The organism is Streptomyces sp. NPDC037100 (genome assembly GCF_055606225.1).
On record NZ_JBVJSX010000001.1, the window covers coordinates 65,854 to 80,994 of the forward strand.

A 15,141-nucleotide genomic window follows, 5' to 3' on the forward strand; every position below is an offset into this window, starting at 1 on the left:
GGCCGGGTGTCCGGCCCCGTGACCGGGCCCGTCCGCTCGGCGAGACTGACGCCATGACCATGGACACGAAGAACGGCACCGGACGGACGACAGGACGGGGCATCGGGCTCGCAGCGGTGCGGGGGCTCGCGCTGGCCTTCGTCTCCCTGCCGGGGGCGGTGCTGTGCTTCTGCCTGTCCCTGGTCTCGATCGCACTCATCCCGATCGGGGTCGGCATCGTCACCACGCCGTACGTGCTGACGGGGGTGCGGGCGTTCGCGAACGCGCGGCGGGTGCTCGCGGCGGAGTGGGGCGGGGTGCGGATCCCCCCGGCGTACCGGCCGCTGCCCGAGAACGCCACCCCCTGGGCGCGCGCCTTCGGGATGCTGCGCGATCCGGCGACCTGGCGGGACCTGCGGTGGCTGCCGGTCGACATGACCGCGGGGTTCGTCACCGCGCTGCTGCCGGCGGTGCTGCTGCTCTACCCGCTGGAGGGGTTCGCGCTCGCGCTCGGGCTGTGGCGGGTCTTCCCCGACGGCTACTGGTACGGGTTCGTACCGGTCACCGGGCAGGCGTCCGCGTTCGGTGCGGCGGCCCTGGGGCTGGTGCTGCTGTTCCTCGCACACTTCTGGACACCCCGTCTGCTGGGCGTCCACTTCCGGCTCACCCGGGCCGTGCTCGGCGGCAACCAGCGGGAACTGGCCGAGCGGGTGCGGGTGCTGACCGAGACGCGGCGCGACGCCGTGGACGCCTCCGCGGCCGAACTGCGGCGCATCGAGCGGGACCTGCACGACGGGGCGCAGGCCCGGCTGGTCGCCGTCGGCATGGACCTCGGCACCATCGAGGCCCTCCTCGACAAGGACCCGGCCCGGGCCAGGGAGCTGATCGCGCAGACCCGCAAGTCCTCGGTGGAGGCTCTGACCGAGCTGCGCGAGCTGGTGCGCGGCATCCATCCGCCGGTTCTCGCCGAACGCGGCCTGGGGGACGCCGTGCGGGCGCTGGCGCTGCGGCTGCCGGTGGCCACCGAGGTGAGCGTGGATCTGCCCGGGCGGGCCGAGGCGCCCGTGGAGTCGGCCGCGTACTTCGCCGTGAGCGAGGTGCTGACCAACGCCGTGAAGCACTCGGGCGCCGACCGGATCTGGGTGGACCTGCACCGGGCGGGCGGCATGCTGCGGGCGACCGTCACGGACAACGGCAAGGGCGGTGCGGTGATCGGGGCCGGTTCGGGGCTGGCCGGGGTCGAGCGGCGGCTGGGTACATTCGACGGCGTCCTGGCCGTCAGCAGCCCCGCGGGCGGCCCCACCATTGTCACCGTGGAGATCCCTTGCGCGTAGTCCTGGCCGAAGACCTCTTCCTGCTGCGCGACGGACTGGTCCGGCTGCTGCAGGCGCACGGCTTCGAGATCGCGGCGGCCGTCGAGACCGGGCCCGAACTGGCCGCCGCGCTGGCCGAGCTGGACCCGGACGTCGCCGTCGTCGACGTACGCCTGCCGCCCACGCATACCGACGAGGGCCTGCAGTGCGCGCTCGAGGCCCGCAGGAAGCGGCCCGGCCTGCCGGTGCTGGTGCTCTCCCAGCACGTGGAGCAGCTGTACGCGCGCGAGCTGCTCGCCGACGGCACCGGCGGCGTCGGCTATCTGCTGAAGGACCGGGTGTTCGACGCCGAGCAGTTCGTGGACGCGGTACGGCGGGTCGCCACCGGCGGTACGGCGATGGACCCACAGGTCATCCAGCAGCTCCTGGCCCGCCGTTCGGGCGACGACCGGCCACTGGCGCGGCTGACGCCCCGGGAGCGGGAGGTGCTGGAGCTGATGGCGCAGGGCCGGTCCAACGCGGCGATCGCCGGGAAGCTGGTCGTGACGGAACGGGCGATCGCCAAGCACACCGCCAACATCTTCGCCAAACTGGGGCTGGAGGTATCGGACGACGACAACCGTCGTGTGCTGGCGGTTCTGGCGTATCTCGACCACGGCCGGTGAAACCGGACGAGCCGCTTCACCCACCGTGGATGATCCACAACTCCCGGTGCGAAAGGGGATGTTGAGGCCACAGAGTCCTCACGAATCTCGCATCAATTTCCGAGACCTCTGAACACCCCTGGGACGCCCTGCGTATGGAAGGGAGCCGCTTCACTCCTGTCGGGCGCCTCGATGCCCCCGAAAAAGGAAGTCAGAGGAGTTCCATGGGACGCAACACAAGAAAACGCCGTACGCCGCTGGCCACCAAGGCCATTGCCGCATCGGCGGCCCTAGCGCTCGGTGGGGGCGGGCTGATCTGGGCAAACTTCTACGCCTCGGCGCACGAGGAGAACTCGGCGAACCAGACGAAGGCCGCGGGCGCGCAGATCGCCACGATCCAGTGCCCGGACGTAGGACAGAAGCTGACCGATGTGCCGGACGGCGCTCGCCAGGGGGTGGACAAGGAGCTGGCCAACCTCGACAAGCAGATCAGCGAGGCCTACACCCGCCTCGCCTCCACGCGTCAGGCCCAGGCCGGTGACGCGGGCTTCGTCGACAACGCCATCCTCGGCCCGCTGAAGTCGAAGCGCGTCGCGGTCATCGACCGGATCGGCATCAACATCCGGCGGGTGGGCGGACAGGCCCCGGGCAACCTCGAGCAGCTGGCCACCTGCAAGGGCATGGCCGCCGAGGCCAACACCAACGACGGCCAGGCCGGCGACGGCCAGGACCAGGGCGGTCAGGACCAGGGCCAGGACCAGGGCCAGGACCAGGGCGGTCAGGACCAGGGCCAGGACAACGGGCAGGACCAGGGCGGCAACGGCGGTCAGGCCGACAACGGTCCGGTGGCGGACGACTTCATCAACATCGAGGACGTCCAGCCCAACTCCCGCAACCTGCCGAACGGCCTCGCCGCGAACGGCGACGGCGGTTCCACGGGTACGTTCACCACGAACTGCGGTACCAACGAGAACGAGAACCGCAACTCGGACAACGTGATCGTGGCGCCGGGTGTCTCCAACGGTGCGCAGCACCAGCACGACTACGTCGGCAACCAGAGCAACAACGCCTTCGCGAGCGACGAGGACCTGGCGAACGCCGAAACCACCTGCCAGAACCAGGGCGACAAGTCCTCGTACTTCTGGCCGGTCCTGCGCATCCAGGACGGTTCGGACGACATCGACGCGGATCAGCCCGGCGGTGGCCAGGACGGCAACGTCGGCAAGATCGTCGAGCCCGCCGAGGCGCAGCTGAAGTTCGTCGGCAACCGCACCAGCGACGTCGTGGCGATGCCGAAGGCCCTGCGCATCATCACCGGTGACGCCAAGTCCCTCACCAACGGCCTGAACAACGCCAACACGTCCTGGAGCTGCACCGGCTTCGAGGACCGCCAGGTGACGGACAAGTACCCGCTCTGCCCCGAGGGCAGCTCCGTGGTGCGGACGTCCAACTTCCAGAGCTGCTGGGACGGCCAGAACATCGACAGCGCCAACCACCGCACCCACGTCGACTTCGTCGAGGCGGACGGCAGCTGCTCGAACGGCTTCAAGGCCATCCCCCAGCTCCAGGTCCGCCTGGTCTACGACGTTCAGGCGCCGCAGATCAACAACGGACAGGTGCAGAACGCCTTCGCGGTGGACTCCTTCCCGGAGCAGCTGCACAAGGCGATCACCGACCACAACGACTTCATCAACTTCTTCGACGAGAACGTGATGAACGAAATGGTCCAGTGCATCAACAACGGCGAGGACTGCCAGTAGTCCTCAACCGCTGAAGCCGAAAGCCGGCGGTGGGAATTCCCACCGCCGGCTTTCGGCTGTTCTGGCCCGGCGCGATCAGCCGTGGTGGCCGCTGCCGCCGCCGTGACCGCCCTTGTTGTGGCTGCCGCCGGGGTTCATGTGCTCGGAACCCTCCTCCATCGTGCCGCCGAGGGTGCCCTGCAGCGCCGTGACCGTCTTCTGCTGGCCCACGGCGACCCACTTGCGGCCGACGAGGTAGTAACCGCCGTAGTCCTTGGCGCTGTTCAGCCACTCGCGCTGGCCGCGGTCCGTGGAGAAGGTCGCGAGGACGTACTTGTCCTTGCCCTTCTTGCACAGCGCCTGGCGGATGGTGTCCGCGTCGGTCTGCATGTTCGGCTTGCAGTCGGCCTCGGCGGCGATGTGCTCCAGGCTGCCGCTCACCTCCTTCGGAACGGCCGCCTCGTCCTTGTCGCCGGATCCGCCGCAGCCGGTCAGCGCCAGTATCGCCACCGCGCCGCTCAGCGCGAGCATCGGTCGGGTCACCCTCATCTGTTCCTCCGGTCCTTGTCGGCACGGTCCTTGTCACGGCACGATCCGGACGCATGCCGCACCGAGCCCCGGCAAGAGGCTCTCGGCCCTCGATACGGCTGCGGAGCCCGCCGTGCTCAAAATCCCGCTGCCCCGGTGTGCACTCCTGTGCGAGGGTGGTCCGGTGGATCAGGACTGGGAAGATCGTGTGGCCGCCCTGTGGGACCGTTTCGACGACTACGCCGAGACGGAGGAGGACGAGGCCCGCTTCCGCTCCGACGTCGACGCTCTCGTCGCCGAGCTGCCCGACGGCAGTCCGCACGGCTTGTTCGAGCAGGCCTGCGCCTGGGACTCCACCGGCCGCTCCGACAAGGCGGTCCCCCTGTACCAGGAGGCGCTGGCGAACGGCCTCGCCGACGTCAGCCCTTACAAGGCCCGCCGGACGAAGATCCAGCTGGCCAGCTCCCTGCGGAACATCGGCCGGGCCGAGGAGGGCGTCGCCCTGCTGACGCCCGAGCTCCTCGCCCCGTCCGACGAGCTGGACGACCCGGTACGCGCCTGCCTCGCGCTGTGCCTGTCGAGCCTCGGCCGTGACCGGGAGGCGCTGGCGCTGGCCCTGGGCGCCCTGGCCCCGCATCTGCCGCGCTACCAGCGGTCCATGGCGAACTACGCCCGGCTGCTCGTGGAACCCGGGGAGCACCCGGGGGCGTGACGCCCCGCGGCCAGGTGACCAACCAACGATTCGCTCGTTCTGCTGAACGTGCAGTCACAGGATGTCGCCCAGCGCCCCGCACCCCCCTCCCCCGCCGGCCCGGTCGTCGACGTCGAGCAGGCCGAGGCCGCGCTCGTCGAGCACTACCCGCGGCTCGTCCGGCTGGCCTACCTGGTCCTGCCACCCGGGCTGGGCCGCAGCCGCCGTGTCCTGACCGCACACGCCCTCACCCAGCGGGCCCTCCCCCGCAACCGCACGCCGTCCCCGGTGATCCCCGCGCAGTCCACAGGCCGGGACGGCGACCCCGGCTACGCCCTGGTCCGTCTCCAGGTGCTGCGCACGGCGCTTGAGGCGGGGCTGCCGCTGAAGGCGAAGGCGTGGCCCAAGCGGGCCCAGCTGCCACCGCTGCTGCCGCAGGTGTGGGGCCTGAAGCTGTTCCCGCGCTCCGGGGGCGCCGACGAACTCGCCCTGGACCAGCGGTTGTCCACCTTGTCCGGCCCGGCCCGGGCCGCCTACGCCCTGCGCGGCCTGGAACGGCTCACGGACGACGGGACGTGCAAGGTCCTCGCGGCGGCGGGCGTCGCCGACCCGGAGGGCGCGGTGCTGGAGGCCGACGGAATCCCCGCCCAGTACGGGCTGCTCGACTCCCCCGAGTTCGATCCCTGCTCGCTCCAGGCCCGCCCCACCGACCTGATGCGCCGCCGCCAGCACCTGAAGGCCGCACTGGTCGCCGGTGCCGCCCTGCTGGTGTGCGGGGCCCTGCTCGGCCTGCCCGGTGAGGGCTGGGGCCCCGAGGGCGCCGCGGCTCCCCCGTATGCGCGGAACCCGGCCGCGCAGGCCGCCCTGGACCCGGCGAAGCTGACCCGGGTCCCGCCCACCGCGTGGCGCAGTTCGGCGCGCACCGACTTCTCCGTGTGGCCGGCCCGCGGCGACCGCACCGGCGACAAGGCCCTGCTGCGCCGGGCCCTGGCCGTGTGGGCCCGCCCCGGCGAGACGGTCCAGGTGTCGGCGACCCCCGGCACCCTCTCCGGCGGCCCCGCCGGACCGCCCCAGCTGCTGTACGCGGGAACGGTCGACGCGGCGCGCGTGGTGATCCTCTACGACGGTCTGCGCATCGTCCGGTACGCCGAGCCGAAGGACGGGGCGCAGGGCGCCGCCCTCGACTTCGCCCGGGTGGACGGGGCCGGCCGGGCCGAGGCGGGGGCGGTGGTCCTGGGCCGGTCCGACGGCAACGTCCGCTATCTGACGGCCCCCTGGGTGCGGAAGGCCGGCGAGCGGGACCTGATGAAGCCGGGCTCCGGCGCGATGAACCTCACGCTCACCGGCGGTGTGGCCGCGCCGCTGGCCAGCCCGGCCCTGCGGTCCGGCCCCTGCACCTCGTGGAACGTGCTGCAGGTGACCGACGGCGGCAGGACGCGGCTGCTGACCGACCTCGGCGAACTGGTTCCGGCCAGGCTCACCGCCGGACGGCCGGGCTCCCCGGGCGAGGTGTCCGGGGCCGCGGCGCTGCACACCTGGCGGCCGTTCGCCTGCTCGCTGGGCACGATGCGCTCGGCGGGGGTGCGGAGCGTCAACGCCTGGGCGTTCAACGAACAGCCCCTGCCCGACGCGAGCGGCTCGGCGGCGTGGGTGTGCACGCGGGCCGAGACCTGGCGGGGCGGCGGGGCACGGGTGCTGGCGCAGTTCCACACGCCGCGCGGGGCGTACGGGGCGGCGGCGGCGCAGGCCGAGAACGTCCCGGCCTGCGGGGCGCGTGATCCGCATGTGCTGGCCGGGGTGCTGTGGAAGTCGAAGGCCGGCGACTGGTACCTGCTGGCCGCCGGCAGCCGGAACACGGCGTCGATCCGGGCGACGGGCGGAGCGAACGGGGAGGCACGGAGCAGTCTGCTGACCGTGCCGGCCGAGCGGGGGGCCCAGGCTCAGCTCAAGGGGTCCCTGAAAGACGGGCGTTCGCTCCGCGGGCTGCGCTGACGGGGGCGAACGGGGGGTTCGTCCGGTGAGGTCGCCGGAACCCGGTGATCGATCCGGCCCGTTCGAGGCCGGAATCGATCGGTAAGGTGTTCGCATGACTACCGGGGTTCGCCGCAGAATGGGAGTCGAGGAGCGGCGGCAGCAGTTGATCGGCGTCGCCCTCGAACTGTTCAGCCGCCGCTCGCCCGACGACGTCTCCATCGACGAGATAGCGTCGGCCGCGGGCATTTCACGCCCGTTGGTCTACCACTACTTCCCCGGCAAACTCAGCCTGTACGAGGCCGCGTTGCAGCGTGCCTCGGACGATCTGGCGGCCCGGTTCGTGGAGCCGCACGAGGGTCCGCTGGGGGCGCGGCTGCTGCGCGTGATGCACCGCTACTTCGACTTCGTGGACGAGCACGGGCCCGGTTTCTCCGCCCTGATGCGCGGTGGCCCGGCGGTCGGCTCCTCGACGACCAACGCGCTCGTCGACTCCGTACGGCAGGCCGCGTATGTCCAGATCCTTTCGCACCTGGGCGTGACCGATCCGCCCGCGCGCCTCGAACTGGTCGTCCGCTCCTGGATCTCGCTCGCCGAGTCGACGGCGCTGATCTGGCTGGACGGCCGGCGCATCCCGCGCGAGGAGCTGGAGCCGCAGCTCGTCAACGACTTCGCCGCCCTGGCCGCGGTCAGCGCCGCCTACGACGAGGAGATGGCGGAGTTGCTGCGCGACGCCCTCAAGGACGAGCCGGCCGACGGCCCGTTCGCGCACCTGGTCGGCCGGCTCGTCGCCCTGGCGAGCTGAGCGGTCTCAGCCTTCGTACTTCGCGTATGACGGGTCGAGGTCGCGGACCTCGGCGGAGGCGTGCAGGGCGAGGCCCTCGGGCTGCTTCACATACGTCCGCAGCAATTCCAGCGCGGCCTGGGTGAGCCGGGCCTTGGTCTCGTCGGTGCGGCCGGCGAGCAGCGCGATGTGGACGTGGACGTGGACGTGCCCCCCGGTCTCGGGGCCGACCACGATGTCCTCGGTCGGACGGAAGCGGGTCTTGCACGCGGGCGGCTTGGCGGCCGCGATCTCGACCGTCGCCTCGTGCAGCGCCTTCGCGAATCCGGGCCGGTCGAAGCCGTCCGCGAGGTCGGCGGAATAGTCGACGGTGATCTGCGGCATCAGCACTCCTGTTCCAGTTCGGTGTGCCCACCCTAGACGCGGGCCGGGTGGGACGGGGCAGGGCCGGGCCGGGCCGGGCGGGCCGCCGGTCGCGGTCCGCCCCGCCCGCGCCGGGTGCGTTACCCCGCGGTCCGGGTGAAGACCGCGACCGTGCGCGCCGGCACGTCGAAGGTGCCGGACGCCTGCGTGTAGGCGGCGGACCTCACCGTGGCGTCCGCGCCCGCCGCCTGCACCGGGTGCAGCCGGTACCCGGTCCCGGCGAGTGCGGACACCCGCTGCTCCTGCCGTTCGGGCGTGGCGTTGAAGACGACGACGAGGTCACCGAGCCGCATGGTGATCACGCCGGGCGTCTCGTCCGTGCCGGACAGCGGGAAGGAGAGCCGGGACTGCACCTGCGCGGCCGTGCCCAGCGAGAAGTCCTTCTCGGTGCTCCGGATCCGCAGCAGGTCACGGTAGGCGGCCGAGGTGCCCTCGATCTGCTCGCAGCCCACCTTGACGGTGCTCAGCAGGGGCTTGGCGTACGGCCACTTGTCGGTGTTGTCGGCCGCCATGGGCAGTCCGCGGCCGAAGCCGTTGCCGTCCTCGCACCTCCAGTGGACGGCGTTGAACCAGTCGCCGCTGTCGTAGGAGTTGCGGTCCAGGGACTTGGAGCGCAGCAGGTCGGTGCCCGCCTGGGAGAGGGCCGGGCCCTGGGAGAGGGTGGCCGTGGCCATGGCGAGGACCTGCATCCGGGCCCGGTCGGACGCGCTCGTCGTGGCGGGCAGCTTGAAGGCCAGGGCGTCGAACAGGGACTCGTTGTCGTGCGCGTCGGCGTAGGCGAGGGCGTCGCCCGGGGCGTCGGCGTATCCGGCGGGGGCGCCGTTGTAGTCGACCTCGGAGCCCTTGACCTCCTTGCCGCCGGTGTCGGTGAACCGGTAGCCGGCGAGGTTGCCGGAGAGGCCGACCTTGACGAGGTCCTGGTAGTGCAGGAGCCGGGCCTTCTGCTCGGCGGGCGTGCCGTTGTTCTCGGAGGAGTTGGGGTCGGTGTAGAGGCCGGAGGCGAAGCCCTGGACGCCGGGGTCCTCGTCGAAGGGGCCGCCGCCGCGCACCGCGTCACGGGCCCGGTCGGAGAACGTGGCGATGCCGGTGCCGGCCATGTTCTTCTGCGTGGCCTGGACGAACCGGGCGTCGTCGGCGACCTCGCCGAAGTTCCAGCCCTCGCCGTAGAGGATGATCTTCTTCCCGTCGACGCCGTCCTGGGCGGGGGTCAGCTCGTCGAGGGCCTTGCGGACGGCGAGGATGTTGGCCTTCGGGTGGTGGCCCATGAGGTCGAAGCGGAAGCCGTCGACCTTGTACTCCTTGGCCCAGGTGACGATGGAATCGACGACCAGCTTGCCCATCATGGCGTTCTCGGTGGCCGTGTTCGCGCAGCAGGTGCTGTTCGCGACCGAGCCGTCGGCGAGGAGCCGCTGGTAGTAGCCGGGCACGATCCGGTCCAGGACGGAGGTGTCCGCCTGGCCGCTCGCCGCGGTGTGGTTGTAGACGACGTCCATGACGACGCGCAGCCCGTCGTCGTTGAGGGCCTTCACCATCCTGCGGAACTCGACCGTGCGGGCGGTGCCGTCCGGGTCGGTGGCGTAGGAGCCCTCGGGGACCGTGTAGTGGTACGGATCGTAGCCCCAGTTGTAGGCGTCCTTCGCGGCGATCTTCCCGACGCACTCCTGCTGCTTGTCCGAGTCGGCCGGGAAGGATGCCAGGTCACAGTCGGTCTTCGCCTGGTCGGCCTTCTTCTCCGGGATGGTGGCGATGTCGAACGCGGGCAGGAGATGGACGTAGGAGGTGCCCGCCTTCGCCAGCTCGCGCAGGTGCTTCGAGCCGTCGCTCGCCTTGTCGGTGAAGGCGAGGTAGGTGCCGGGGTGCTTCGCCGTCCGGTCCTCCACGGAGAAGTCCCGGATGTGCAGCTCCTGGATCTGCGCGTCCCGCAGGGACACGGCCTCGGGCTTGGTGTACGCCGACCAGCCGGCGGGCTTGAGCGCCTTGTCGTCCAGGTCGACGACGAGGCTGCGCTTGGAGTCGGCGGTCAGGGCGAGGGCGTAGGGGTCGGTGACCTTGTTGGTGACGACCTTGCGGACGCCGGGCGCCCAGACCTTCACGACGTACCGGTAGGGCTTGCCCTTCCAGGACGCCGGGCCGGTGACGGACCAGACGCCGGTGGCGCTGTCCCGTTTCATCGGGGCGGTGGAGTCGCCGATCTCCAGTGACACCTGCTGGGCGGTCGGTGCCCACACGGACAGGGTGGGGCGGCCCTTGGTGAACGTCGGTCCGAGGTCGGCCCCGGTGGCGCCGGGGTACAGGTCGTCGAGGACGCCGGCGATCTGGACGCCGGTCGCCGCGAGCACGGCCCCGTTCGCGGCGTGCTGGGTGGCGACGACCTGGCCCCGCAGGGACTCCCGGACCCGGTCGCGGTCGCGTGGGTCGACGCTCCAGGCGTCATACGCCTTCAGGTGCGGGAATCTCGCCTTCTGCGCGTCGGTCAGCTCGCTTCTGGACAGCCGCAGCCACTTCGCGTCGCCGGTCAGGGCGCCGTCCTTCACCGTGATCGAGCCGTCGCGGGAGGAGAGCAGCTGGGTGGAGGCGGCGGCGTCGGAGCCGTTCCACGCGAGGGTGTTCCGGTCGAGCCACACCGCCTTGGACGTCGTCAGGTCGAGGGCGGCGGCACTGCCCGCGGGCTGCGGGAGCAGGTACTTCTCCTGGCCGTTCACCAGCCACACCTCGTGGCCGTTCGCCTTGAGGTCGAGCGACTGGTCGGTGGGCAGGTCCTTCTCGTCGCCCTTGTGCAGGATGTAGCTGAGGCTGGTCGCTCCGTCGGTGAGCGGTACCTCGAAGACTGCGCCATAGGTATCAGTCTTGACCGGCTCGAGGGGGTTCGACCAGTCGGTGGGGTCCGCGGCGCCGGTCCAGACGTGCAGGCCCCAGCCGTCGTAGTCACCGTCGGCCCGGTGGTAGTGCAGGACGGCCTTGCTCTTGTCGGGCGCCGGATGTCCGGGGCGCTCGGTGGTGACGGTCTCCTTGCCCTGCTCGATCCAGATCTCACCGGTCTTGGTGACGTCGATCGTGCGGTCGGCGGAGACGTCCTTGGTGCCGTCCTTGTCGATGACGAGGAAGCCGACGTTCGAGGCGCCGGGCTTGAGTTTGACCCAGGCGAAGGCGCCGTAGGCGTCACGGCCGGTGAAGGGGTGGCTCTTCGGCCACTCGGTGGCTTCGCCCTCGGCGAGGTCGCCCCAGGCGTACAGGCCCCAGTCGGCGTAGTCGCCGTCCGTGCGCTTGTAGTGGACGATCGCGTAGTCGCGGGAGGACGCGGTGGGCGGCTCCGGGGCGGGCGGGGTGCCGGTGGTGGAGGCGGCCAGGGCGCTCGCGGTGCGGCCGGTGGTGTCGATGACGACGGCCTTGTAGCGCAGGGCCGTGCCGGGCGCCACGTTCTTCCCGATGGTGTGGGTGACCTTGTACGGGGCGTGGTCGGCGGAGCCGAGGGTCCGCCACTTTCCGTTGCCGGTCTGGGCGGCGAAGACCACCCGGTTGAGCTGTCCGCCCTCCACGTCGGCGCTGAGCTCGACCGTGCCGGTGGCGCCGGCGGCCGGGGCGTTCAGGGTGATCGTCGGCGCCGTGGCGGGCTTGGCGAGCCTGCCGGACGCCTTGAGGACGACCGCCGAGCCGGCCGGGACGGTGACGGTGAGCTTCTTGTCGCCGTCGCTCTTCGGGGAGGCGTCGGTGCCGTGGATGCCCTTGAAGGTCATGCCGGCCGAGCCGGTCGGGAAGGTCGCGGTCTTCTTCTCGCCGGCGTTGTTGAAGGCGACGACGTACTCGGTGCCGGTCTTCGCGTCCGTGCGGGAGAAGGCGTAGACACCCGGGCCGTCGGCCGCGTACCGCTCCTGCTGGACGCCGTCGGTCAGGGCCGGGTTGGCCTTGCGCAGCTTGGCGAGGGCGCTGATCTGCCGGTAGAGCGGGGCCTTGGTGTCGTAGGCGTCCTCGGCGTGGGTGCGGTCGGTGCCGATGCGGTCGTCGTCGAGGTAGTCGGCGGTGCGCGAGGCGAACATGCTCTGCCGGGCGTCCTTGTCGCCGCCCGGGCCGGTGAAGCCCTGCTCGTCGCCGTAGTAGACGACGGGGTTGCCGCGGCTGAGGAACATCAGTTCGTTGGCGAGCTCGTCCTTGGCGAGGATCTCGGCGTCGGTGGCCTTGGGGTTGTCCTGCTTGAGGAACGACCCGATCCGGCCCATGTCGTGGTTGCCGAGGAAGGTGACCTGCTCGTACGCGTTGGCCTTGCCGGTCGTGTACTTGTAGTCGTCGCCGAAGACACCCGCGAGCCTCTGCGCGCTGCCGCCTTGAGAGGCGTACTGGCGGGCCGCCTCCTGGAAGGGGAAGTCGAGGGTGGCGTCGAGCCGGCCCTGGGTGACGTACGGGGCGGTGACGTCGGTGTCGGCCGAGTACACCTCGCCGAACATGAAGAAGTCGTCCCGTCCCCGCTTGGCCGCGTAGGCGTCGAGGGCGGTGGCCCACTGCGTCCAGAACTCCATGTTGACGTGCTTCACGGTGTCGATCCGGAAGCCGTCGACGTCGAAGTCCCGTACCCAGCGCTGGTAGATCTTCTCCATGCCGTGGACGACCTCGGGCCGCTCGGTCCACAGGTCGTCGAGCCCGGAGAAGTCGCCGTGGGTGGAGCTCTCACCGGCGAAGGTGGAGTCGCCCCGGTTGTGGTACATCGTCGGGTCGTTGAGCCACGACGGCACCTTGTTCTTCGTGGTGACGACCGGTGTGCGCGGGAAGGAGTCCCGGTCGACCGCGGGGAAGCCGCGCCGTCCGTCGGCGTAGTCGGCGTCGTCGAAGGGCACGCCGTCCTTCGTCAAATACGGGAAGGCGCCCTTGGAGAGGTAGTCGTAGGACTTCTCCTCGTAGTCGACGACGTCGGCGGTGTGGTTGGTGATGACGTCGAAGAAGACCTTCATGCCCTTGTCGTGGGCCTTGTCGATGAGGGTCTCGAGGTCCTTGTTGGTGCCGAAGTGCGGGTCGACCTGGGTGAAGTCGGTGATCCAGTAGCCGTGGTAGCCGGCCGAGGCGTTCGCCCCGGTGCCCTGCACGGGCTGGTTCTTGAAGAGGGGGGCCATCCACAGGGCGGTGGTGCCCAGGCCCTTGATGTAGTCGAGCTTCCTGGTCAGGCCCTTGAGATCGCCGCCCTGGTAGAAGCCCTTGTCGGTGGGGTCGTAGCCGGTGGACAGGCGCGAACCGGTCAGGCCGCCCTTGTCGTTGCGCGGGTCGCCGTTGGCGAAGCGGTCCGGCAGCACGAAGTAGAACTGTTCACGGGTGGCGTCGTGCCGGGCGGGCTGGGCGGCCAGCTGGGCGTCGGAGGGGGGCGGAGGCGGTGTGTCGGCCCGCGCCGCGAGGGGCTGGACGAGCGCTGCGGCCAGCGCGGTCACGGTGACCGCAGCGACCCGTCCGGCATGGGTGGTTCGGCGCCTCGACGGCGTCGGCCATCTCGGTATCACAGATGGGCTCCTTGCGATTACGGCTCTTCGGGTCCGACCCCGCGCGACCGTATCGCCGCCGCAACGCTTACAGCAAGAGGCTTGAAACCACCGGAAAAAACTTTCAGTGGGCCGCTCAGCAGCTCGACTTGCCCGCGTGGACCGCCAGGGCCGTGTTCGAGCCCAGGGTGGCCGTGAGCTGCCCGCCGGAGTTCACCGTCACGGTCGTGTTGTTCTGCACGTCGCAGTACGTCCCCGCGGGCAGCGAGGTCTGGTAGGTCCGGCTCACCGGGCCCGACTCGTGGTTGATGGCCACGAAGCCCTTGCTTCCCCGGCCGAAGGCGATGGCATCGCCGCCGTTGTCCCACCAGTCGGTGACGGCCTGGCCCCGGGTGGCGTTGCGGAAGGCCACCATGGACTTGATCTCGGGCCAGTTGTGCTGGCACTTCCAGCCGTCCTGCCAGCAGGCGTTCACCGCGCCCCCGTTGGGCGGGCCCGCGTCCGGGTCGGAGAACTCGTACCCGGAGTTGATGTCGGGAGCGCCGTAGGGCCAGGCCAGCATGAAGACGTTGGCCAGGGTGTAGGTCGCGTTGTCCTTGTAGCTGAGGGTCGAGTCGTTGCGCTCGGTGTCGTGGTTGTCGACGAAGACACCGGAGACGCCGCTGCTCATGTAGCCCCAGCCCTCGCCGTAGTTCTTCAGGTAGGCGAGGTTCTCGTTGTTGAAGACCCGCTTGAGGTCGTAGGCGTAGCGGAACTCCTGGACGTCGCCGTTACTCGTGTATTCGGTGGGCTGGACGGCCTCACCGGCGCCGTGGATGACCTCCTGCTTCCAGTACACCGACGGGTTGCTCAGCCGCGACTTGATGTTGGCGAGGTCGGCGGTGTCGATGTGCTTGGCCGCGTCGATGCGGAAGCCGTCGACGCCGAGGGAGAGCAGGTCGTTCATGTAGCCGGCGATCGCGCCGCGGACGTGGTTCTCGCCCGTGTCGAGGTCGGCCAGGCCGACCAGTTCGCAGTGCTGGACGTTCCAGCGGTCCTGGTAGTTGCTGATCCTGCTGGTGCAGTCGTCGAAGTCGAACGACGAGTACAGGCCGGGGTAGGTGTACTTCGAGTACGACGAGCCGCCGGTGCCGGTGCCGCTGCCGGCCGCCATGTGGTTGACGACCGTGTCCACGACGACCTTCACACCGGCCGCATGGCAGGTGTTCACCATGTTCCGGAAGGCCGTCCGGTCACCGAGCCGGCCGGCGATCTTGTAGCTGACCGGCTGGTACGAGGTCCACCACTGCGGGCCCTGTATGTGCTCGGCGGGCGGGGAGACCTGGACGGAGCCGTATCCGGCGGGCCCGAGGGTGGTGGTGCACTCACGGGCCACCGAGGCGAAGTTCCACTCGAAGAGGACGGCGGTGACGTCCTTGGTGCCAGGTGGGGAGGCCTGAGCACCAGTCGGGTTCATGACAACCGAAGCGGCGGCGAGCGCGACGGCGGTGGCGAGGTGTCTGCGTGCCATGTGGGGCTTCCTTCTTCGTTGAAGGTTCTTGCTGCAAGGTTCAGAAACCCTTGCGGTGACGCAGATAGTAGAGGCCCGCCGCCCGAAAGGGCAGCGGGCCGTG

At 70.6% G+C, this 15,141-nt stretch carries 10 protein-coding genes; 6 read left to right on the forward strand and 4 right to left on the reverse strand.

Going from position 1 to position 15,141, the window contains the following annotated elements; genetic code table 11:
• The first annotated feature begins 53 nt into the window (after positions 1–53).
• From ACZ7EG_RS00310 to ACZ7EG_RS00320, 3 genes are all read left to right on the forward strand, one after another.
• Positions 54–1,313: a sensor histidine kinase gene (locus ACZ7EG_RS00310; protein WP_471070141.1), complete on the forward strand. Its 1,260-nt coding sequence runs from the start codon at positions 54–56 to the stop codon at positions 1,311–1,313.
• A complete protein-coding gene (locus ACZ7EG_RS00315; RefSeq protein ID WP_471070143.1) occupies positions 1,304–1,957 on the forward strand; it encodes a LuxR C-terminal-related transcriptional regulator in 654 nt (217 codons plus the stop codon). Before ACZ7EG_RS00310 ends, ACZ7EG_RS00315 begins: the two co-directional genes overlap by 10 nt.
• Positions 1,958–2,160: 203 nt before the next feature.
• Positions 2,161–3,696 (forward strand): DUF1996 domain-containing protein, encoded by a 1,536-nt coding sequence (locus ACZ7EG_RS00320; RefSeq protein ID WP_471070145.1) that lies wholly within the window; start codon positions 2,161–2,163, stop codon positions 3,694–3,696.
• 75 nt (positions 3,697–3,771) lie between these two features.
• On the opposite strand, the gene ACZ7EG_RS00325 is transcribed toward ACZ7EG_RS00320, so the two are convergent.
• On the reverse strand, positions 3,772–4,224 hold the full coding sequence (locus ACZ7EG_RS00325; protein ID WP_471070147.1) for a hypothetical protein: 453 nt from the start codon (positions 4,222–4,224) through the stop codon (positions 3,772–3,774).
• 163 nt (positions 4,225–4,387) lie between these two features.
• On the opposite strand from ACZ7EG_RS00325, the gene ACZ7EG_RS00330 reads away from it, so the two are divergent.
• The 3 genes from ACZ7EG_RS00330 (at position 4,388) to ACZ7EG_RS00340 (ending at position 7,670) form a co-directional block, all read left to right on the forward strand.
• On the forward strand, positions 4,388–4,915 hold the full coding sequence (locus tag ACZ7EG_RS00330; RefSeq protein WP_471070149.1) for a tetratricopeptide repeat protein: 528 nt from the start codon (positions 4,388–4,390) through the stop codon (positions 4,913–4,915).
• A 48-nt stretch (positions 4,916–4,963) separates the two neighbouring features.
• Positions 4,964–6,886 (forward strand): hypothetical protein, encoded by a 1,923-nt coding sequence (locus ACZ7EG_RS00335; protein ID WP_471070151.1) that lies wholly within the window; start codon positions 4,964–4,966, stop codon positions 6,884–6,886.
• Between the two features lie 94 nt (positions 6,887–6,980).
• On the forward strand, positions 6,981–7,670 hold the full coding sequence (locus tag ACZ7EG_RS00340; RefSeq protein WP_471070155.1) for a TetR/AcrR family transcriptional regulator: 690 nt from the start codon (positions 6,981–6,983) through the stop codon (positions 7,668–7,670).
• 6 nt (positions 7,671–7,676) lie between these two features.
• On the opposite strand, the gene ACZ7EG_RS00345 is transcribed toward ACZ7EG_RS00340, so the two are convergent.
• From ACZ7EG_RS00345 to ACZ7EG_RS00355, 3 genes are all read right to left on the reverse strand, one after another.
• Positions 7,677–8,033, reverse strand: coding sequence for a 5-carboxymethyl-2-hydroxymuconate Delta-isomerase (locus ACZ7EG_RS00345; protein WP_471070157.1), 357 nt, complete (start codon positions 8,031–8,033; stop codon positions 7,677–7,679).
• 119 nt (positions 8,034–8,152) lie between these two features.
• Positions 8,153–13,549, reverse strand: coding sequence for a pullulanase-type alpha-1,6-glucosidase (gene pulA, locus ACZ7EG_RS00350; RefSeq protein ID WP_471070159.1), 5,397 nt, complete (start codon positions 13,547–13,549; stop codon positions 8,153–8,155).
• A 115-nt stretch (positions 13,550–13,664) separates the two neighbouring features.
• A complete protein-coding gene (locus tag ACZ7EG_RS00355) occupies positions 13,665–15,038 on the reverse strand; it encodes an alpha-amylase (protein WP_471070161.1) in 1,374 nt (457 codons plus the stop codon).
• Between the last annotated feature and the right edge of the window lie 103 nt (positions 15,039–15,141).